This is a genomic window from Heliophilum fasciatum (assembly GCF_004341395.1).
In the GTDB taxonomy this organism is placed as follows: domain Bacteria; phylum Bacillota; class Desulfitobacteriia; order Heliobacteriales; family Heliobacteriaceae; genus Heliophilum; species Heliophilum fasciatum.
This window is the reverse complement of the sequence record NZ_SLXT01000007.1, coordinates 49,882-71,337: the sequence shown is the minus strand read 5'-3', so window position 1 is coordinate 71,337 and position 21,456 is coordinate 49,882. Positions and strand designations below refer to the sequence as shown.

18 protein-coding genes are annotated in these 21,456 nt (G+C 55.0%); 2 read left to right on the top strand and 16 right to left on the bottom strand.

The window, feature by feature from the left end:
* Positions 1 to 101: 101 nt before the first annotated feature.
* The 3 genes from EDD73_RS05280 to cdaA form a co-directional block, all read right to left on the bottom strand.
* Positions 102 to 1,841, bottom strand: coding sequence for an NAD(P)/FAD-dependent oxidoreductase (locus EDD73_RS05280; protein WP_131918730.1), 1,740 nt, complete (start codon positions 1,839 to 1,841; stop codon positions 102 to 104).
* 100 nt (positions 1,842 to 1,941) lie between these two features.
* Complete coding sequence (locus EDD73_RS05275) at positions 1,942 to 3,000, bottom strand: CdaR family protein (RefSeq protein ID WP_131918729.1); 1,059 nt, start codon at positions 2,998 to 3,000, stop codon at positions 1,942 to 1,944.
* On the bottom strand, positions 2,997 to 3,779 hold the full coding sequence (gene cdaA / locus EDD73_RS05270) for a diadenylate cyclase CdaA (RefSeq protein ID WP_131918789.1): 783 nt from the start codon (positions 3,777 to 3,779) through the stop codon (positions 2,997 to 2,999). The genes EDD73_RS05275 and cdaA overlap by 4 nt, the downstream gene beginning before the upstream one ends.
* A gap of 163 nt (positions 3,780 to 3,942) precedes the next feature.
* Between cdaA and EDD73_RS05265 the strand changes: the two genes are divergently transcribed.
* Positions 3,943 to 4,341: a small basic family protein gene (locus EDD73_RS05265; protein ID WP_131918728.1), complete on the top strand. Its 399-nt coding sequence runs from the start codon at positions 3,943 to 3,945 to the stop codon at positions 4,339 to 4,341.
* A gap of 168 nt (positions 4,342 to 4,509) precedes the next feature.
* Here the strand turns inward: EDD73_RS05265 and cimA are convergent, their stop codons facing one another.
* From cimA to ilvE, 10 genes are all read right to left on the bottom strand, one after another.
* The gene (gene cimA / locus EDD73_RS05260) at positions 4,510 to 6,099 is read right to left on the bottom strand and encodes a citramalate synthase (protein ID WP_131918727.1); all 1,590 of its coding nucleotides are present in this window, start codon (positions 6,097 to 6,099) and stop codon (positions 4,510 to 4,512) included.
* Positions 6,100 to 6,136: 37 nt separating this feature from the next.
* Complete coding sequence (gene leuB, locus EDD73_RS05255; protein WP_131918726.1) at positions 6,137 to 7,210, bottom strand: 3-isopropylmalate dehydrogenase; 1,074 nt, start codon at positions 7,208 to 7,210, stop codon at positions 6,137 to 6,139.
* 147 nt (positions 7,211 to 7,357) lie between these two features.
* The gene (locus tag EDD73_RS05250; RefSeq protein ID WP_131918725.1) at positions 7,358 to 7,858 is read right to left on the bottom strand and encodes a 3-isopropylmalate dehydratase small subunit; all 501 of its coding nucleotides are present in this window, start codon (positions 7,856 to 7,858) and stop codon (positions 7,358 to 7,360) included.
* Between the two features lies 1 nt (position 7,859).
* The gene (gene leuC / locus EDD73_RS05245) at positions 7,860 to 9,122 is read right to left on the bottom strand and encodes a 3-isopropylmalate dehydratase large subunit (protein WP_131918724.1); all 1,263 of its coding nucleotides are present in this window, start codon (positions 9,120 to 9,122) and stop codon (positions 7,860 to 7,862) included.
* A gap of 24 nt (positions 9,123 to 9,146) precedes the next feature.
* The gene (locus tag EDD73_RS05240; RefSeq protein ID WP_131918723.1) at positions 9,147 to 10,703 is read right to left on the bottom strand and encodes a 2-isopropylmalate synthase; all 1,557 of its coding nucleotides are present in this window, start codon (positions 10,701 to 10,703) and stop codon (positions 9,147 to 9,149) included.
* Positions 10,704 to 10,717: 14 nt separating this feature from the next.
* Positions 10,718 to 12,382: a biosynthetic-type acetolactate synthase large subunit gene (ilvB, locus tag EDD73_RS05235; RefSeq protein ID WP_131918722.1), complete on the bottom strand. Its 1,665-nt coding sequence runs from the start codon at positions 12,380 to 12,382 to the stop codon at positions 10,718 to 10,720.
* 15 nt (positions 12,383 to 12,397) lie between these two features.
* Complete coding sequence (gene ilvC, locus EDD73_RS05230) at positions 12,398 to 13,393, bottom strand: ketol-acid reductoisomerase (protein ID WP_131918721.1); 996 nt, start codon at positions 13,391 to 13,393, stop codon at positions 12,398 to 12,400.
* Between the two features lie 112 nt (positions 13,394 to 13,505).
* Positions 13,506 to 13,982, bottom strand: a complete 477-nt coding sequence (ilvN, locus tag EDD73_RS05225) for an acetolactate synthase small subunit (protein WP_131918720.1) — start codon at positions 13,980 to 13,982, stop codon at positions 13,506 to 13,508.
* A 19-nt stretch (positions 13,983 to 14,001) separates the two neighbouring features.
* Complete coding sequence (gene ilvD, locus EDD73_RS05220; RefSeq protein ID WP_131918788.1) at positions 14,002 to 15,660, bottom strand: dihydroxy-acid dehydratase; 1,659 nt, start codon at positions 15,658 to 15,660, stop codon at positions 14,002 to 14,004.
* An 80-nt stretch (positions 15,661 to 15,740) separates the two neighbouring features.
* A complete protein-coding gene (ilvE, locus tag EDD73_RS05215) occupies positions 15,741 to 16,619 on the bottom strand; it encodes a branched-chain-amino-acid transaminase (RefSeq protein WP_131918719.1) in 879 nt (292 codons plus the stop codon).
* Positions 16,620 to 17,910: 1,291 nt separating this feature from the next.
* Here ilvE and EDD73_RS05210 point away from each other — a divergent pair.
* Positions 17,911 to 18,528 (top strand): hypothetical protein, encoded by a 618-nt coding sequence (locus EDD73_RS05210; protein ID WP_131918718.1) that lies wholly within the window; start codon positions 17,911 to 17,913, stop codon positions 18,526 to 18,528.
* Positions 18,529 to 18,596: 68 nt separating this feature from the next.
* Here the strand turns inward: EDD73_RS05210 and EDD73_RS05205 are convergent, their stop codons facing one another.
* The 3 genes from EDD73_RS05205 to EDD73_RS05195 form a co-directional block, all read right to left on the bottom strand.
* Entirely contained in the window at positions 18,597 to 19,433 is an 837-nt protein-coding gene (locus tag EDD73_RS05205; RefSeq protein ID WP_131918717.1) for a flagellar motor protein MotB, read from the bottom strand.
* On the bottom strand, positions 19,434 to 20,219 hold the full coding sequence (gene motA, locus EDD73_RS05200) for a flagellar motor stator protein MotA (protein ID WP_131918787.1): 786 nt from the start codon (positions 20,217 to 20,219) through the stop codon (positions 19,434 to 19,436).
* Positions 20,220 to 20,685: 466 nt separating this feature from the next.
* A complete protein-coding gene (locus EDD73_RS05195) occupies positions 20,686 to 21,345 on the bottom strand; it encodes a DUF4397 domain-containing protein (protein ID WP_243116804.1) in 660 nt (219 codons plus the stop codon).
* Positions 21,346 to 21,456: the final 111 nt, after the last annotated feature.

Below are 21,456 nucleotides of genomic sequence, written 5' to 3'. Positions count from 1 at the left end.
TGCTCTCGTGTATCGTTTCCCTGTATATTGCTGCCCTCGTACATCGCTAAGGCGTTATCATTTTAAAATCAAAATTCAATTATCACGTAAAAGTCAGGTCGCTAGCCCTCTTCCGGCAGCTTGCGATAGGTACCGATAATCGCCTCGGCTACCCGCAACCCGTCTACGGCCGCACTGACGATCCCGCCGGCATAACCGGCACCTTCCCCGGCCGGATACAGCCCGGCAATGGCCGGTGACTGCAACGTCGCATCGCGGGGAATCCGCCACGGCGACGACGTCCTTGTTTCCACGCCGGTCATGACAATATTATCGTTATGATAGCCACTGATCTTGCGCCCAAAATCGGCAATCCCGGCGGCGATCCCATCGCCGATTGCCTTGGGCAGACAATCACGCAAGTTGGCAGCGGTCACACCGGGCCGGTACGTCGGCTCGACGACCGTATCGGCTAAGTCGCCCTTGCGGTCAGCCAAAAAGTCGTCGATGCGCTGCGCCGGCGCCTGATAATTGCCGCCACCTAGTTGAAATGCTTTTTGCTCACACTCTCGCTGAAACGCCATCCCGCCCAGCGGGTCCGGCGTCGGAAAATCTTCCGGCGTCACCGAAACAACCAGTGCCGAATTGGCGACACCTGTCGCCCGGGCATAGGAACTCATACCGTTGGTCACGACGCCGCCTTTTTCCGAAGCCGCCGCCACCACTTGCCCGCCCGGGCACATGCAAAAGGAAAACACCGTCCGCTCGGCTTCCTTGAGCTTGCTGTGCAGTTGATAATCAGCCACACCAAGCCTTGGATGCCCTGCCGCTTCACCGTATTGAGCCCGGTCGATCCAAGCCTGCGGGTGCTCGATGCGCACGCCAATGGCCATCGACTTGGCTTCCATGGGCACTTCCTGCGCATAAAGCGCTTTGACCGTATCGCGAGCACTGTGACCGATGGCCAGCACGACCACATCGGCCGCCAGTTCACCGCCGGGAGCCCGCCCGTCTAAGGTAACACCCGAAGGCAGACGTACCCCCACAACACGGCGATCGCGCACGAAATCTACATCATCAGTACCAGCCGCCACCTTGGCTTCCGCCTCTACCAGCGGCTCCAACAACAATGCTTCCACACGGGCACCAAAGAAAATCTCCCCGCCTAGCGCCAACAGCTTTTTACGCCAACCGGCCACAACTTTACGAAGCCGGTCGGTCCCCACATGGGGCCGCGCTTGAATAGCAATCTCCACCGGCGCACCAGCGTCGATCAGCCAGTCCATAACCCGGCGAATGCGCCGGTCATGAGTGCGCGTCGTCAATTTGCCGTCCGAAAACGTACCGGCACCGCCTTCTCCGAACTGCACATTCGATTCGGGATCGAGCGTGCCGTCATGCCAAAAGCGTCCTACATCTTGCGCGCGCCGCTCTACATCCCCACCGCGTTCCAGCAGAATCGGCCGCAGCCCAGCTTCGGCTAATTGCAGCGCCGCAAAATAGCCGCAGGGCCCGGCACCGATCACAACCGGCCGGTGACGTAAGGGGCGTTCCCCCCGCTGCCACCGGTCCCCATCAGGTTGTGCTGTTGTTACCGCTTCACTAGCCTCCGCCTCCGGCAAGGTCACCTGCGGATCCTTTTGCCAAATGGCCGGGTCGACCTTCACACCCGGCTTCAGCGTCAGTTCCACCGTCGAGACGATGCGCACTTCCGTTTTTTTACGGGCATCAATCGCCTCGCGGACTACACGGCAATCGGCAACCTGGTTCGGATGCAACCCGATGCGCCGCGCTGCCTTGGCCCGTAGTTTCGCCGGCTCTTCGTCAAGATGAGAACGCAAATTGGCAATGCGTATTTTCACAAAGGGGCACTCCTTTTATTTTCGCTTCTGCTTCCATCAACCCATGGTTTCCCGCTCTGATCAATGGTCTCCCGATCTCATCAACGTCCTCGCGAACGCCCTACTCCCCACCGGTCGTCCCAGTCGACGGCCCAACGGGAGTTCCGGCCGTTCCACCGGGCGTCGGCTCTTCTTTGACCGGTTCCTTCGGCGCTTCCGGTACCGGAGCCGGAGCCGGCGTCGGCACCGTTCCGCTGTTTGCCGGCACAACTACAGCCGTTACCCGTACCGACTGCGGCCCGCTGACTTTCACACCGTTGGGCACGAGCAGCGGCAAATCACGCACCACATCGGCCCGGGCACCGTTCACATCCAGGGACGCCGTACTGATCGCCGTTATGGTTTGCAGCGCCGAGCTCGTCCCACTGATCGCTACTTGCGCCGGCTCCACCCGGAGCCCCGCTACTTTATAGCCATCGGCCGGGCTACCGCTCTGAACCGGCCGCACCTGTACGGTTCTGGCTTGCTCTTCTTCCGTCACCGGCATATACACATCCACCGCTTTTGGCGAAATGCGCACATTGTTATCTTCTCCCGTACCGCCGGGAATCTGCAAACGTACAGGCAAACTCGTAGCCAAGTTCTCTTTGCTATTGACGGGAATTTGCACGTAAACGCGGTTGATGGCATCTACGCGGTTTTTGGCACCGCTGACCATCACTTCACCCGGACGGATGACTGGCTGCCCAGCTTTATAGCCGGCCGGCAAGGTGCCCTTAAATTCATAGGCCACCGGGATCGAACGGTTGTGCAAGGTGTCCACATTCAGTTCCAATTCAGCCGGTGTTTTGCTGATCACTTGCACGGCCGGCGGCGAATCGACTTGAATGGCAATGACCACCGATCCCGGCCGGGCGCCGGTCAAGCTGATCCGCGCACGGAAATCCCGGCTGGATAAGGTCGTCAAGCTGGCTTTGGGGCCTTTGACTTTCAGTTCCACCACTTTCGGTGGTTCAGGATCAAGCACATAGCCCGCTTCCAATCCCTCCACATCGAGAGGAATCGTCAGCACTTGGCTGCCTTGTTGCTCCGCTTGCACATACACCCAAAGAAGCACCGACAAAACAAGCGCTGCCACTTTATATACCCAGTTTCGCCGGGCAATGCTGGCCCAATTCATGATCCGTTCCCCCTCCACTGCCAGAACGACCGGGTCACACTTGTTTTCGCTTGCAGCAACTCTTCCAGGCGCAAGCGCAGCGATTTTTCATCTAAAAAGCGCGTCAGTTTACCATCCGTGGCAATTGATAAGGTCCCCGTCTCTTCGGAAACGATAATCGAAATCGCATCGCTTTGCTCCGTGATACCGATCCCGGCGCGGTGGCGCGTACCCAGTTCTTTGGCTAAGCCCGGCTCTTCCGTCAGCGGCAAATAACACCCGGCCGCCGCCACACGATCGCCACGGATCACGCAAGCCCCATCATGAAGTGGTGTGTTGGGAATAAAGATGTTGATCAAAAATTCGGCCGACACTTTGCCATCGATGGGCGTACCCGTTTCAATCACATCATTAACACCGGTTTGCCGCTCCAAGACCATCAAGGCGCCAATTTTATTTTTCACCAGGACACCGGAGGCCCGAACAATTTCATTGATCAGTTGATCCAGATCTTCTTCCGCTAAGGTCGACAGGGGCGCTTGAAAAAGTTTGCCCCGGCCCAGTTGCTCTAGCGTTCGGCGCAGTTCCGGTTGAAACACAACGGGCAACGCCACAAACAGCGCCGTCCAAGCTTGTTTCAAGAGCCAGCTCAAGGTGGTTAAGTTCAACGCTTCTCCAAGATAGGAGGTAATGATCAATAAGGTAAGCCCTTTCAGCAGTTGTACCGCCCGCGTCCCCTTAATGAACATGGTGAAGCGATAGATAATATAAGCGACGGCCACAATATCGATGACCGCCATGGCGTTGAATTTCTCCAGGTCCGGTGGAAACAACTTGATCACCCCTCTCTCTTAAGATTTTCGTTTTCTTCATGGAAAATCCCTTGTGACCCCATCCGGTTTATGTCTATAATGAGTTCGGTATGATCAATTCCTTTGAATATCTAACAGGCGGTGAAAAAACATGTGGCTTCCTCTGATCGGATTGATCGTGGGCCTCGTTATCGGTTCAGCCCTCTCCATCACCATTCCCATGGAATACGCCAAATATATGTCCGTGGCTGTATTGGCAGCGCTTGATTCGGTCTTTGGCTCCCTGCGCGGCTACTTGGAGGATCGCTTTGATGCATCCTTACTCTTGACCGGTTTTTTCACCAATGCTTTCCTCGCTGCGTTGCTGGCCTATGTAGGTGACCGACTCGGTGTGGATCTTTTTTTAGCGGCTGTCTTTGCCTTTGGCGTCCGTATCTTCCAGAACCTCGCCGTCATTCGCCGCTACGTCTTTAGTCGGATCGCTGCTTCCAAGCACAAACCGCCCAAACCGGTCGAATCCTCGCTCCCGGAAGCGCCGAAGCAAGTCTAAGACCAAACCGCTCTATCTCTTGCTTGATAATTGTATCAGTGATCTTCCTCCTCAATCAATGCTTTATGCGAAGAAAATCACAACGGCCGACAGAAAAAGCCTGCCCCCTCCGGGCAGGCTTTTTTGTATGTGTAGAAACCGGCAACCGGGAAGGCAGCGTGGCGTAAGTTAGCCTACCGGGTCAGTATCCCCTTTTTTTTGTTGTTGCAACCAGCCATACAAGAAGGAGTCCCGCAGCGCTTCCCAGGAAGCTTCAATGATGTTCGTCGAAACACCGACGGTGCTCCAGGTATCATGGGCATCGCGCGTCTCTATTAAGACCCGTACCGGTGAACCGGTCGCATTCTTCTCGTCGAGCACACGGACTTTGTAGTCACTGAGGTGACAGGATTGCAGGAAGGGATAGGCGGTACCGAGGGCCTTGCGCAGTGCATTATCGACGGCGTTGACGGGACCATTGCCTTCGGCCGCCGTGTGCACCACTTGATCACCGATGCGCAGCTTGATCGTCGCTTCCGATGTGAATTCGGCATTGGAACGCTTTTCGATCATCAGCTTGATGGCATCCAGGACAAAGGGTTCGGGCTCCTGATCAAAAGCGCGGCGCAGCATCAATTCAAAAGACGCTTCGGCACCTTCAAACTGGTACCCCTGATTTTCCAGCTCTTTGATATTGTCGATGATCTGCCGGGCTTGCGGGTTTTGATGACTGATATCGAGTCCCAGTTCTTTGGCTTTGTAGATCACATTGCTCATGCCGGAGAGCTCGGAAACCAGAATGCGCCGCTGATTGCCCACGGTTTCCGGTGTGACATGCTCGTAGGTCTGGGCATCTTTGAGCAGCGCCGAGACGTGCATACCACCCTTATGGGCAAAGGCCGACCGCCCCACATAGGGCATGTCATTACGGAGGGTTTGATTGGCAATCTCGGCAATGTAGTGCGCCGTATCGGTCAAGTGGGCCAAGCTCTCACCGGGGATGCAATCCATCTTCATCTTGACTTGCACATTGGGGATGATCGAGCAAAGGTTGGCGTTGCCGCAACGCTCGCCATACCCGTTGATCGTTCCTTGGATTTGCCGGGCACCGGCCATGACACCCATGAGGGAGTTGGCCACGGCCAAGTCGCCGTCGTTGTGCACATGCAGACCGATAGGCACTCGTGCTAAAAAGACGATCTCCTGGGTCACCGCCAGGATCTCCTGGGGCAGTGTGCCGCCATTGGTGTCGCACAGGCAGACCCAGTCGGCGCCGGCTTTTTCGGCCGTCAGAATCGCTTCTTTGGCGTATTCCGGGTTGGCCGCATAACCGTCATAAAAATGCTCGGCATCGAAAATCACTTCCATGCCGCTTTCTTTAAGAAACGTCACCGAATCGTGAATCAAGCGCAGGTTTTCTTCCAGCGTTGTTTTGAGTGCGGTAGTGACATGAAAGTCCCAGGTCTTGCCGAAGATCGTCGCTACCGGTGCACCTGATTCAACAATCGCTTTCAAGTTCGGATCATCACAGGCCATACTGCCGGGACGGCAGGTCGAACCAAATGCGGCGATCTTGGCGTTTTTCCAGGGCAGCTTTTGGGCGCGGCGGAAAAACTCCATGTCTTTGGGGTTCGAAGAGGGCCAGCCGCCTTCGATATAAGCCACACCGAGCCGGTCTAACCGCTGCGCAATTTTGACTTTGTCCTCGACACTTAAGGAAATGCCTTCACCCTGCGTTCCGTCGCGCAAGGTTGTATCATAGATAAAAACCCGGTTCACCGTCGGCACCTCTCTTTTTCAGGCCAAGCGCCGGCATTTACGCCAGCGCGTTGATCACACAATCTGTCATCTCTACTGTGTTGACAAGGGTCTTGCCGGCTTCCATGATGTCGCCGGTCCGGTAGCCTTGGTTCAGGACACGGTCCACAGCCGCTTCAATGGCGCGGGCTTCTTCGACCCGTTTGAAGCTGTATTCGAGCATCATGGCCACCGAAAGAATTGTCGCCAGCGGGTTGGCTTTGTTTTGGCCGGCAATGTCCGGTGCCGAGCCGTGGGCCGGCTCATAAAGGGCCACTTCGCCGCCGATCGAGGCCGACGCCAGCATACCAAGGGAGCCCGAAAGCATCGATGCTTGATCGGTCAGGATGTCGCCGAACATGTTTTCCGTGACCAGCACGTCAAACTGGCGCGGATTGCGCACCAGTTGCATGGCGGCATTGTCAACGTACATGTGGCTCATGGTGATTTCCGGGTACGCTTCGGCCACTTTCAGGGCTGTTTCACGCCACAGGCGGGACGATTCCAGCACGTTGGCTTTATCGACGGAGCAGACTTGACCGCGGCGGTTTTTGGCCGTTTCGCAAGCCAGGCGGACGATGCGCTCCACTTCGGGGGTGCTGTAGACGAGGGTATCGACAGCGCGCTCACTGCCGTCTTCCAGGGTTTCCCGTTTTTTCTCGCCGAAGTACAGACCGCCGGTCAATTCACGGATGACAACCATGTCGACGCCTTCCAGTACTTCGCGCTTTAAGGTCGATGCATCAGCCAGGGCCGGGAAGAGATGGCAGGGACGGATATTGGCGTAGAGGCCCAGTTCTTTACGGAGCGGCAAGAGGGCTGCCACTTCCGGACGCAGGTGCGACGGCAAGGTATCCCATTTGGGGCCGCCGATGGCGCCCAGCAGCACCGCATCGCTGTTGCGGCAGAGTTCCAGCGTTTCCGGAGGCAGTGGATGGCCGGTGGCGTCGATAGCAGCGCCGCCGATCAGTGCGTAGGTATATTCAAACGTGATGCCGGCTTTGGCGGCAACAGCATCCAGCACACGAAGGGCCTGTGGGACAACTTCGGCGCCGATGCCGTCGCCCGGCAGTACAGCAATGCGATAGTTCACAGTGGTCCACCTTTCTCATTTCCACAAATATGGTTTTGTTCTGAGGATAGAACAGCAAGGGGTGGCGAAATGCATCGCTCCCCTTGCTATTTCAATCTTATTTGGTTCGATTCACGCTTTCGTCCAGGCAATCAGACCATTTGGCCATTAGGCTTTGGCCGCCAATTTAGCTTGGACGTATTTCATCAAACCGCCCACGGCGATCAGTTCTTGCATCGACGCCGGCAGCGCTTTGGCCTTAAATGTGGCGCCGGTTGTTTCGTTGACGATGGTGCCATCGGCCGCGTTGACCGAAACCACATCGCCTTCGCTGATGCCGTCGACCGCTTCGGGGCACTCGAAGATCGGCAGGCCGATGTTGATCGAGTTACGGAAGAAGATGCGGGCAAAGGATTTGGCGATGACGCAACTCACACCGGCTGCTTTGATGCAGATCGGTGCGTGTTCGCGCGAGGAACCGCAGCCAAAGTTTTTGTCGGCCACGATGATGTCGCCGGCTTTGACTTTTTGCGGGAACGTCGGGTCCGCGTCTTCCATGCAGTGTTTGGCCAGTTCTTCCGGTGACGTCGTGTTCAGGTACCGGGCCGGGATGATGGCATCGGTGTCAATGTCTTTGCCGAATTTCCAGACAGGTCCGTTGAATTTCATGTTATTCCACCTCCCGGGGATGAACGATGCGTCCGGCGATGGCCGAAGCGGCGGCCACATTGCAGCCGCAGAGGTAGACTTCACTTTCGGGGTGGCCCATACGGCCGACAAAGTTGCGGTTCGTCGTAGCCAACGCCCGTTCGCCTTTGGCCAGGATGCCCATGTGGCCGCCGAGGCAAGGTCCGCAGGTCGGGGTGGATACCGCGACGCCGGCGTCGATGAAGATCTCCATCAAGCCTTCTTTGATCGCTTGCTTGTAGATGGCCTGCGTACCAGGGAAAATGATGCAACGAACGTTTTTATGCACTTTTTTGCCTTGGAAGATCTTCGCGGCCAGGCGCAGATCTTCGATGCGGCCGTTGGTGCAGGAACCGATGACGACTTGGTCGATTTCGACGTGGCCAGCTTCGGAAACGGGTTTGGTGTTTTCCGGTAAGTGCGGGAAAGCCACGACAGGCTCCAGTTTTTCTACGTCATACTTGATCTCGCGGACGTATTTGGCGTCGTTGTCAGAAGCGTACACTTTGAAAGGGCGGACGGCCCGATCTTCGATGTAGGCCAGCGTGGTTTTGTCGGGAGCGATGATGCCGTTTTTGGCGCCGGCTTCGATGGCCATGTTGGTCATGGTCATGCGGCCGTCCATGGAGAGGTTTTCGATGGCCGTGCCGGTCAGCTCCATGCTTTGATAAAGGGCGCCGTCGACGCCGATGTCGCCGATGGTGTGCAGGATCAGGTCTTTGCCGGTCACATCTTCCGGCAACACGCCGTCATAGTCGAACTTGATCGTCTCGGGCACTTTGAACCAAGCTTCACCAAGAGCCATACCGGCTGCCAAGTCGGTCGAACCAACACCGGTCGCAAAAGCGCCCAGGGCACCGTAGGTACAGGTATGGGAGTCGGCGCCGATGACCACGTCGCCAGGGCCGACGAGGCCTTTTTCCGGCAACAGGCAGTGTTCAATGCCCATTTCGCCCACGTCAAAATGATTGAGCAGTTCATGCTTCCGGGCAAAATCGCGCATGATCTTAGCTTGTTCAGCCGATTTGATGTCTTTAGCGGGGACAAAGTGGTCTTGCACGAAAATGACCCGTTCTTTGTCAAAGACTTTTTCGATGTTATGGGCTTCAAATTCTTTGATGGAAACGGGCGCCGTCACGTCATTGGCCAGCACGGCATCGAGCTGGGCATGAATCAGTTCGCCCGGCTCCACCGTCGCTTTGCCGGCGTGGGCAGCGAGAATTTTTTCAGTGATCGTCATTCCCATGATCTCTGTAGTTCCTCCCCTATGTTAGATCGCCCGGTCGGGCTTGCGGGACGGTGGGTTATCATTGATGCTTTTGTTGATCCCATTGAGGTAGGCTTTGGCGGAAGCCGTGATAATATCCGTATCGACGCCGCGGCCGGTGTAGATGCAACCGTCACGCTCCACGCGAACGCTCACTTCCCCTTGGGCATCTTCGCCGGGGGTGATCGCCGCGATGGCATAGTGGGTCAGTTTCACCGACGTACCGGTGGCTTGATCGATCGCCTTATAGACGGCATCGACGGGGCCGTCACCGTGGGCCGATGCGCTGATTACTTTGTTGGTGCTGCCGTCACCGCTGACGAGGCGCACCGTGGCCGTCGGCATCAAGGTGGTGCCGCTGGTCACTTGCAGGTAGTCGAGCACAAAAGCTTCCGGCTCCTCGCGCCGTTCGTCGTCGACAAGGACGGCCAGATCGGCATCGGTGATCTCCCGCTTGCGATCGGCGAGCATCTTAAAGCGCAGGAAGGCTTTTTGCATTTCCTCATCGCTCAGTTCGTAGCCCAACTCTTTGAGCCGTTCGCGAAACGCGTGGCGGCCCGAGTGTTTGCCGAGAACGATGTTGTTTTCAAAGATGCCGATCATCTTGGGATTCATGATCTCGTAGGTCGAGCGCTCTTTGAGCACGCCGTCCTGGTGAATACCGGACTCGTGGGCAAAAGCGTTTTTGCCGACGATGGCTTTGTTGGCCTGTACGGCCATCCCCGTCAAGTTGGAAACCAAACGGGACGAGCGGTAAATTTCGCTTTTGTTGATCTTCGTGTCGAGGCCGTAGATTGAGTAGCGCGTATAGAGCGCCATGACGAGTTCTTCCAGCGACGCATTGCCAGCCCGTTCGCCGATGCCATTGACGGTGCACTCCAACTGGCGGGCACCGGCTTCCAGGGCGGCGAGCGAGTTGGCCACGGCCAGGCCGAGGTCATTGTGGCAGTGCACGGAAACGATGGCTTCGTTGATGTTCGGAGTGCCGTTGATGATATCGCGGATGAACTGTCCATACTCTTGCGGCGTGGCGTAACCGACCGTATCAGGGATGTTGATCGTCTTGGCACCGGCGCGAATCACTTGTTCAAAGAGGCGGCAAAGAAAAGCCACATCGCTGCGGAAGGCGTCTTCGGCGGAAAATTCCACATCGGACGTGAAGGTCTTGGCGTAGCGGACAGCTTCCACGGCCGCTTCCAGCACTTGATCGGGCTCCATGCGCAGCTTATGACGCATGTGAATGTCCGAAGTGGCGATAAAGGTGTGAATGCGAGCATGCTCGGCGGCGCGCAACGCTTCGGCGGCGCGATCGATGTCTTTTTTATTGGCACGGGCCAGACCGGCAATGATCGGCCCCTTTACTTTTTCGGCAACCGCTTTGACGGCTTCAAAGTCTCCAGGCGAGGCAATCGGGAAGCCTGCTTCGATCACATCGACGCCCAGCCGCGCGAGTTGCATGCCGATCTCAATTTTATCATGAAGGTTGAGGCTTACTCCCGGCGACTGTTCGCCGTCGCGCAGGGTTGTGTCAAAGATAACAACTTGCTTGGATTGGGACATGGCTTCACGCCTCCTTACTCGTAGACTAAGGTTTCATCGAGGCCTTTGTTGCCGAGCACCGACGGATAGACGATTTCGTTTTCATCGACAAGTACTTCGACGAGCACGATACCTGGGTGAGCGAAGGCTTCTTCCAGCACCGCTTTGGTTTCTTCTTTGCTGTGGATCTGATAGGTTTGAATGCCATAGGCTTTGGCCAGCGCGATAAAATCCGGGTTAAAGCTCAGCTTGACGCCGGAAAAGCGCTTGTCACAGTAGAAATGCTGCAACTGCCGAACCATGCCCAGGGCGTTGTTATTGAAAAGCACAATTTTGAGCGGCAAGTTCTCTTGCCGTGCCGTGCCCAGTTCTTGCATCTGCATCTGGATGGAACCGTCACCGGTGACGAGAATCACTAGGTCATCGGGACGAGCCACTTGCACACCGTTGGCCGCCGGCAGGCCAAAACCCATGCAGCCGAGACCGGCCGATGTGACCAGTTGACCGGGACGGAGAAACTTATAGTGCTGGGCGGCCCACATTTGATGCTGCCCAACGTCGGTGGCGACGATGGCCCGATCACGCGTCAAGTCGCCCATTTCTTCCAGCACATACTGCACCGTCAGGCGATCGGTGCGGTATTTTAAGGGGCGCTCCCGTTTCCACGTGGCGATCTGTTCCATCCACGCGTCATGGCGGTGCTCACCGACGAGGCGGTTGATCTCGGCCAGGACGGTACCGGCATCACCGACGATGGGCAAATCGATCTCGGTGTTTTTGCCGATCTCCGCCGGGTCGATGTCGATGTGGATGATTTTGGCGTTTTTCGCAAAGCGCGCTGTGTTCCCGGTGGCGCGATCGCCAAAGCGAACACCGATGCCAATCAAGAGGTCAGCATTGGAAACGGCCAAGTTGGCATAGGCCGTACCGTGCATGCCGATAAGACCCAGCGACAGGTCATCGGTCTCGGGAAAAGCACCGACAGCCATCAAGGTGGTCGTCACCGGAATCTGCGCTTTCCGTGCCAGTTCCATCAACTCGGCCGGAGCCTGGGGGTTGACGATGCCACCACCGACGAGGATCACGGGGCGTTCACTTGCTTCGATCATGTGCACGGCGTTTTTAATCTGCGCCGGATGGCCTTTGAAGGTGGGTTTATAGCCTTTGATGTCGATCTCCGGTAGTCCATCCCAGGTCAACTTGGTTTGCTGAACGTCTTTGGGGATGTCGATCAACACCGGTCCGGGACGCCCGGTAGAAGCCAGGTGAAAAGCTTCCTGGACCACGCGGGGGATCTCGGTCACATCTTGTACCAAATAGCTATGTTTAATGATCGGCATGGTGATGCCGGTGATGTCAACTTCTTGGAAAGCATCGGTGCCTACCATGGAGCTGGGCACTTGCCCGGTGATGGCCACCATGGGGATGGAGTCCATATATGCGTTGGCAATGCCGGTGACCAGGTTGGTCGCACCGGGACCGGACGTGGCCAGGCAAACGCCTGGCCGTCCCGAAGCCCGAGCATAACCGCTGGCAGCATGAGCCGCACCCTGTTCACAGCGCACGAGGATGTGGTGGATGGGCGAATCAAGAAGGGCATCATAAATCGGCAGCACTGATCCGCCGGGGTAGCCAAAGATGACGTCCACTCCATTGGCCTCCAGCGCTTTGAGTAACGCTTGGGCTCCGTTCAATTCCATGGTCTCCACTCCCTCTTACTTCGTGGCTTTCAACCAGGGCATCATGGCGCGCAGTTTTTTGCCCACTTCTTCAATTTCATGGTCTTCGTCAGCTTTGGCCAACGCGTTGAATTGCGGACGGTTGACTTGGTTTTCGAGGAGCCATTCTTTGGCGAAGGTGCCGTCTTGGATTTCGGCCAGCACTTGGCGCATTTCGTCTTTCGTGTCTTCGGTGATGATGCGGGGTCCGATGATCATGTCGCCCCATTGTGCGGTATCGGAAACGGAATAACGCATGGCGCTGATGCCGCCTTCGTACATGAGATCAACGATCAGTTTCAGTTCATGAAGACACTCAAAGTAGGCCATTTCCGGAGCGTAGCCGGCTTCAACGAGCGTTTCAAAACCGGCTTTGACGAGGGCCGTGGCGCCGCCGCAAAGTACGACTTGTTCGCCGAAGAGATCCGTTTCGGTTTCTTCACGGAAGGTGGTTTCGATGACGCCGGCACGGGTACCGCCGGTGCCTTTGGCGTAGGCCAGTGCGATGTCATGAGCGCGGCCCGAGTAGTCTTGATGGATGGCGATCAGGTGGGGAACACCGGCGCCTTTTTCATACATGCGGCGCACCATGTGGCCGGGGCTTTTCGGTGCGACGAGGAAGACGTCAACGTTTTTGGGCGGTTGGATTTGGCCGAAGTGGATGTTGAAGCCGTGGGAGAAGCAAAGCACATCGCCTTCTTTGAGGTACGGGGCGATTTCTTCCCGGTAGACTTTGCCTTGCACTTCGTCAGGTAACAGGATTTGGATGAAATCAGCCTTTTGGGCGGCTTCCGCTACGGAGTAGACTTCAAAGCCAAAAGCTTGGGCTTCCTTGACCCGCGGCGAGTTGGGGCGCAGGCCGATGATGACGTTGACGCCGGAATCTTTGAGGTTTTGGGCTTGGGCATGGCCTTGGCTGCCATAGCCGATCACGGCAACGGTTTTTCCATCCAGAAGCGAGAGATCAGCATCGGAATCATAAAATACTTTCATGTGTAAAAAATCCTCCTCGGCGATTACTGCCTGATTTTTATTTACGAAAAACGCTGTTCGCGGTTTTCAAGCTTGAGAATCATCCCGGTCATCATGGTACCGGGGAAAGGTGTTATTTGCCGCGCATCATCGACAGGCGGCCGGTCCGGGCAAACTCTTTGATGCCGTAGGGGCGGAAGGTGGTCAGAATCGCTTCGATCTTACTGGTATCACCGGTCGCTTCGATCGTCACGGAGGCGCGGCTCATATCGACGATGCGGGCACGAAACACTTCGGCCACTTGCAGGATCTCCGTGCGGTTGGTGGCATCGGCGTTGACGCGCAGCAAGATCAGTTCACGGTGCACCGCTTCTTCATGGGTGATGTCTTGGATCTTCAGCACGTTGATCAGCTTGTGGAGCTGTTTGCTGACCTGCTCGATGATCCGGCCGTCACCGTCAACGACGATGGTCATCCGCGAGATCTGGGGGTTTTCGGTTTCCGCTACCACTAAGCTCTCAATATTGTACCCCCGGCGCGCGAAGAGTCCCGCAACTCGCGTCAAAATGCCGGGTTTATTTTCAACGGTTACCGACAAGGTATGGCGCATAGGGTACCTCCTTGGTCGTCTAGCGCATGCGCGCTCCGGTCGAGGCAGAAAGAACATTGCGGGCATACCGTGCCATGTAGCCCTCTTTGATTTTGGGTTCCGGTGGCTGCCAGGCGGCGCGGCGCTCGGCCAGGACGGCTTCGTCGACGCACAATTCCAGCTTGCCTTTGGGGATATCGATAGCGATGGTGTCGCCTTCTTGGACCAGGGCGATCACACCGCCGTCGGCGGCTTCCGGCGATACGTGGCCGATCGATGCACCGCGGGTCGCACCGGAGAAACGGCCGTCCGTAATCAGCGCTACATCTTTATCCAGGCCCATACCGGCGATCGATGCCGTCGGCGAAAGCATTTCCCGCATCCCGGGGCCGCCGCGCGGTCCTTCGTAGCGGATGACAATGACATCGCCTTTTTGAATCTTGCCGCCCAAGATGGCGACCTGCGCGTCTTCTTCCGAGTTAAAAACGCGGGCCGGGCCTTGGTGAACCATCATTTCTGCAGCCACCGCGCCTTTTTTGACGACAGCCCCGTCCATCGCCAGGTTACCCCGCAGGACGGCGAGACCGCCGGTGGTGCTGTGGGGATTGTCGATGGGACGAATGACCTCGGGGTTGCGGTTGACGCGGCCATTGACGTTCTCGGCTACCGTTTTACCGGTGGCGGTAATCAAGCTGCCATCCAGCAGGCCCGCTTCGTAGAGCACGTTCATCACGGCCGGGATGCCGCCGGCAGCATCGAGGTCTTCAATATGCAAGTTGCCGGCCGGTGCCAGTTTGCACAGGTGCGGCGTCTTGGCGCTGATCTCGTTGACCAGGTCCAAGTTGAGTTCCACGCCGGCTTCGTAAGCGATGGCCGGCAGATGCAGGAGCGTATTCGTGGAACAACCGAGGGCCATGTCGACGGTAATGGCATTGCGGAAGGTCGCTTCCGTCATCATGTCGCGCGGGCAGATGTTTTTCTCGAGCAGGTTCATGATCTGCATGCCCGCTTCCTTCGCCAAGCGAATCCGCGACGAGTAGACGGCCGGAATCGTGCCGTTGCCGGGCAGGGCCACACCGAGGACTTCCGTCAGGCAGTTCATCGAGTTGGCCGTGAACATGCCGGAGCAGGATCCGCAAGTCGGGCAGGCATTGTCTTCCAGTTCAGTCAGTTCTTCCGCCGTCATTTTGCCGACGGAACAAGCGCCGACGCCTTCAAAGACCGTGGTGAGCGAAACAGCATTACCTTGGAAACGACCGGCCAGCATGGGGCCGCCGCTCATAAAAATCGAAGGAATGTTGAGGCGGGCTGCGGCCATAAGCATGCCCGGCACCACTTTGTCGCAGCTGGGGATAAAGACCAGCGCATCAAAGCCATGGGCCGTAGCGACGACTTCGATGGAGTCGGCGATCAGTTCCCGCGACGCCAGGGAGTACTTCATGCCAATGTGGTTCATGGCAATGCCGTCGCAAACGGCGATGGCCGGGAATTCCAGTGGCGTGCCGCCGGCCATGCGCACACCGGCTTTGACGGCCTCGGCGATCGTATCGAGATGAATGTGGCCAGGTACCACATCGTTTTGTGAGTTGACGATTCCGATCAAGGGACGATCGAGTTCGGCTTGGGTAAGGCCCAAGGCGCGAAACAGCGAACGGTGGGGCGCTTTTTCAGTTCCGCCTTTGACACGGTGACTGCGAATCTGCGTGGTCAACGCAAATCGCCTCCTTTAATTGATGCAGCTACTTCAGGTTGTCCCCAGTACCTGCTTGATTTGTCTGCTTATTTGAAAATGTCGGTGCCTTCGCTTCGCACAAATTCATGGAATTTGCTAATCAATTGCTGCGTGACGGGGCCCGGTTTGCCTTCACCGATGGCCCGGTCATCGACACGAACCACAGGAATGATCTCGGCAGCCGTACCGGTCAGGAACATTTCATCGGCAGTGTAGAGATCGTAACGGGTAAAGACGGTCTCTTTGACTTCGATACCGTTTTTGGCGGCCAGTTCCATGACAGAATTACGCGTTACGCCTTCCAGCAAGCCTACATGCGGCGGCGGGGTGATCAATTTGCCTTTTTTAATGATGAAGATATTATCGCCGGTGCACTCGGCAACGTATCCTTCTTGGTTGAGCATGACCGCTTCCAGCACACCGGCGCGGATCGCTTCAATTTTCGCCAGGATATTGTTCAGGTAGTTGAGCGATTTGATCCGGGGGTTCAACCCTTCCGGAATATTGCGGCGTGTCGGTACCGTCACGACTTCCATGCCGTTTTCATAGAATTCCGGCGGATACAATTTGATGCCCGATGCGATGCACAGCACGAGGGGACGCGGGCAATTGCGCGGATCGAGGCCCAGGTCGCCTTTGCCCCGCGAGACGATCAATCGGATATAGGCGTCGCGCAAGTTGTTGCGGCGGAGGGTTTCTAACACTACCTCTTCCATTTCGCTGATGGAGATCGGAATCGTCATATGGATCGCTTTCGCGGAATCGTACAGGCGTTCCAGGTGCTCATCCAAACGGAAGACACGTCCGTTATAGGCGCGAATCCCCTCAAAGATTCCATCCCCATACAGAAATCCGTGATCAAATACGGAAATTTTCGCGTTTTCTTCGCCTACAAATTCACCGTCAAGATAGATAATGAGACTCATCTTCCTCTTCGCTCTCCTTCACCGATTATGATTGGGTAGTTTAAAAAAAGCATATAAAAAAACCCCTCGCTCTAGCAGATGATCACATCTGCCAGGGACGAGAGGGATTTTTCTCGCGGTACCACCCTGGTTGTTGCGTCAAGCGCAACCCCTTTTTGACGCAGGAGCATCATAGCAAGATAACGGACGCTCGCGTTTCACGCTCCATCCGGCTTCACCTACTGGGCCATGGAATCTGGCCGTTGGGCTAAGCAACTCATGGGAGAGACAACATCGTCCGTATTAGCGCCGGTTCTCAGCTACCCCGGCTCTCTGGATCTAAGGGACGGTCGATGTTTTGGCACCCGTCATCGCCTTTTTCCTATTACACTTGACCTTTAGTATAGTCAACAGATGCCTTTGGTGTCAATAATTCCACCCCATTTTACCGCGCAAAATTTCGTTGGCCTTTTTCGAAAAAGCGCTTGCAAAGACGATCCCGATGTGCTACCATACAGGTGAGCAACATCCCTACTAAAGAGACAGTTCACGGTTTAACAAGTCTGATTGGTTGTCCGGTCTAGGTTGTTTCTGCAAGAGAAAGCCACTGGAAAACGCAACGGTTCTTGATCACCTGAAGTAGTCCATTGTACTGGGTTTGTTGGTTTTTTTGTTTTCTCGGGTATTTTGGGGTCTTTGAGTTCTTCGCTTCGGAAAAAGATTCGCTTATTATCCCCGGTTTTCCCCAGATAGTTCGGGTTGTACGGTTAAGGATTCATGACTCACGGTTCGGGAGTATGGTCGGATTTTCAATTCCTTCGTTTGGTTGTTTGATGTTCGGAGTTCAGGTTCTTACTTCTTCGGTTCGAGTTTTCTCTGTGTTAGTTAACGAGTCATGAATCAAGGTTCACGAACGGACGGTTCCAAACTCTTAGGCAAATGAACGGCTTCTCCTTTGGTATTGGTAGTTTTCCGATGCGGGGTCTCCGATGTTAGGTTTCCGTTTTCCTGGCTTTCGGTACTGAAATGGAGGTACTGGGTTACGGGTTCTAGGTTGCCTGTTAGATCCTGATCTTTGGTTAATAGATATCCCTTCTCGTTAATTACGATTGTTCTAACTCGGAAAAGTACGCCATAAAGTAGGTTGATCTTCTCTGGTTGTCAAGTTCAAGGAGTAGGGATGATTGCTTAAAGGTGGGAGCTTCGGCTCCCTCTTTTTTTATGCCCAAGAAAATTATTGTTACCGTAGAGGATTTCTTCCTTCTATGAGGAAAATATATGTTGGGAAAACACGAAATAAGGAGTTGAGGTCATGGCGACGCATGTGCGCACCCTTTTACGCGAGGCCATCTGTCATGAAAATGCCGCCATTCAGCTTTACGAAGAAGCAGCTTTACGGGTGCACCCCGCTTTACAGTCCTTTTTCGTCAAAGAAGCGGAACATGAAAAAGAACACCTTGCCGTATTGACGCGTTTGCTGATGGAAGTCGATTCCGTTTTTGCCACCTGCGCGGAAAAAGACGGGCTCCATTACGCCAACGCCCTCCCTTCTGCTTTTGCTTTCTTAGAACCGTCATCAGATGCTTCGTCAACCAAAGAAACGGAAGCGGATGAGGAACATTCAGAATTTGAATCATCGTCATGCGAAGAAACGAACCATGCCGACGATAACGAAGACGATGACGAGGAGAATCTCGACGCGCTTGGCCCCTTAACCGGTGATGCGATCTTGATCGCCCGTACGCGGGAATATCTTTCTCGCTCCATCGCCCAGGAGTTGTCGACAATTGCTGCTTATGAAGAAGCCATCGATGACTGCAATATCAAGCGCGTACGTAAAGCATTCAAAGTGATCTTATCGCACGAAAAAGATGATCTCGTTGATTTTCTCAAAGCCCGTTATGATCTAACCTTTGAAATTGCCCGTTAATGACTTGATTCATAAAAAAAGAGCCGCCCCGGTGGCCGGTGGGCGGCTCTTTTTTTATGTACTTAGACTTAGCGGGCCGGACCGATTTCAATGAATTTCACTGATTCACCGGCAGGCGTCGTGGTCTTGGGAACAGCGCTATTGGTAAGCGGCGAATTGGCTGATACATTGTTTGACGGATCGGGATAACGGCGAACTACGAAAATTTCTACGCGGCGATTCTGAGCGCGGCCTTCTTCGGTATCATTCGATGCTTTCGGACGATACTCACTGAAGCCTACGGCCATAAACCGCACCGGATCAAGCTGCACGCTGTTTAAGACCACTTTCATGACGTTCAGTGCCCGCTTGGCACTTAAATCCCAGTTGGACGGAAACTCCGCCGTCGCGATCGGCAGATTGTCCGTATGGCCGCCGATACGCACTTCATTGGGCATCGTCTGCAGCATCTTCGCGATCGTTTCCAGCACACGGTTCGCTTCCGGGTTGATATCGGCGCGGCCCGAAGCGAACAGCGCGGCATCACGGATCGTCACCATCAGCCCTTCGGAGTAAATCTCCGTTTTGATCTGCTTGTCCAAATTCTGATCTTGTGCAAATTGATCCATCTGCTCTTTCATTTTTTGCAGTTCTTCATTTTCGCGCATCGATTGGATCATCTGCAGATCGGTGCCGCTTTCATTGGGCACTTCCGACGTCATGACACTGGCGCCGGAGAGCACGCCCGTTCCGCCCTTGAAGATCGACTCCATCGTTTGCTTCAATTGGTTAAACTTTTGGGCATCGGTTTGGCTGACCGCAAACATAACGATAAAAAGCGCCAGGAGCAGCGTAAGCACATCGGCATAAGGAACAAGCCACGTTTCATCCGGATGTTCTTCATGGTGCTGTTTTTTCTTGCCCATCTAGCGTCCTCCCGTTTCCTTCTCCAGCTCCTCCCGCTCTTTTTGGGTCAGGTGAATCATCATTTTATCTTTGATCTGCATGGGACTGCTGCCGATCTGAATCGAAAGAATCCCTTCCAACATCATCGTTTTGATTTTAACTTCTTCCGCTGACTTGCGCTTTAACTTCGAGGCAAAGGGGTGCGCAATGACGTAGCCCGTAAAAATACCAAAAAGCGTCGCCACAAAAGCAGCGGCAATCATGGTGCCCAGCTTGTTGACATCACTTAGGTTCCCCAGCGCACCAATCAACCCAATCACAGCACCAAGCACACCGAGGGTCGGCGCAACACCACCAGCAGCGGTAAACATCCCGGCGTTGGCGCGATGGCGCTCCTCCATGGCTTCAATATCGGCTTCCAGCAACTCTCGGACAAACTCTTCGGCTTGGCCGTCGACAATCAGGCGAATTCCGTTTTTTAAGAAAGGCTCGTCCAAGTTCTCAATCACCGTTTCCAGCGAAAGCAACCCTTCCCGTCGTGCTTGTTGGGCCATTTCGGTCATTTGAACGATGATCGTTTTTGGTTCGACCAGTTTTTGCTCTTTGAAGATAATACCTAACAGTGTCGGAATTTTTTTCAGTTCCTTCATGGGGTACGAGTTGAGCATTGCCGCAACCAGGCCGACAAAAATAATGATAATGGCCGCTGGGTTCAGCAGTGCCGCTGGGTTAGCTCCTTTAACAACCATACCGACAACAACGACCAGAAAAGCCAACGGCACACCAATAATCGTTGCTAAATCCATTCCCACACCTCAACTTCCTGTTATCATCCTGTTCTAGCATGTTCCCGCAGCGCGATTCTTGTTGTTAATCAAACGATGCTGCTGAAACTTTTTGCTTTAAGCTTTTTGCTCATCAAGGAGATATTACCACAATCATACCACTTACGTAAAACGATATATTACAGCATTTTATGACAAATAAAAAGCACCGCAAGCAGATGCTTTGCGGTGCTTTCACCCATTCCAAGGGTTGCTAGTCGTCGGTGGCACGGACTAAAAGGCGTAACCGTTCACCGGGGCGCAGTGTTACACGAATGACCCGCGTCGACCGACGGCGTTTACAGCGATTGCACATCCTTATCCCTCCTCTTTCTGAGATAGTTTATGGTATTCTCAGAACGGGGATTGGTTACAATTACCATATCGAATTTCCAGCTACTTCCTTCGCGAACCGCCCGTCTGGTCAGCCTCTCAAGCGATTAGGACATTAGCGTAGGTAGGTGTTGCCATCTAAGGGGATAAGCACTTGCAGTGGCGGGCGTTCACCGACGAGACCCACGGCATCGACCGTATAGAAACGTCCCGGCCGCAGGCGTGCATTGGGAACACGCAGAACGACTTGATCGGTGCCGGCCAGGCGTAGTTGCAGCGTATAGGTGCCGGGCAAAAGCACACGATAATCGGTGGTTGCCGGGTACGTCACATTGCGAAATAGAACGGTGCCGTCGGCCAAGGTCAAGTCAACGGCCGGTGCATTCGGTGAAAGATGAGCGAAGCGCAAGTAGAGACGGCCCGGTAAAAAAGGTAATTTTGGTTCCGGTTGAATTTGCAAACTAAGGGCCTGCGGCATCCCAATCACAGCGGCAGTGGCAATCGACTGCGGTGCGAGGGTAAGGACACGGTCGATCAAGGGGTCACGGCGCCTTCCGGCCGGAAACAAGCGAACACGATATCGGCCAGGCAACGCCGGCAAATAGTGTGTAAAATCAGCATAGGTAAAATTCCGTGCCACCAAGCGCTCATTCAAAAACACATCGACGGCCGGTGCATTGGGCGATGCGTGCAAAAAGCGCAAATAAGCGACATTCGGCGTCAGCACGTTATAAGCTTGATAACCGGAGAGATCCTCGGGATCATCATGCATCATCATTTTTCCACCCTTTCGCCTTTCCATTATATTTCCATCGATATGTAGGTGACACCCTTTTGGTGCATCAGATCGACGAAGGCCGGACCTTACGGTCCGGCCTTCGTTGTT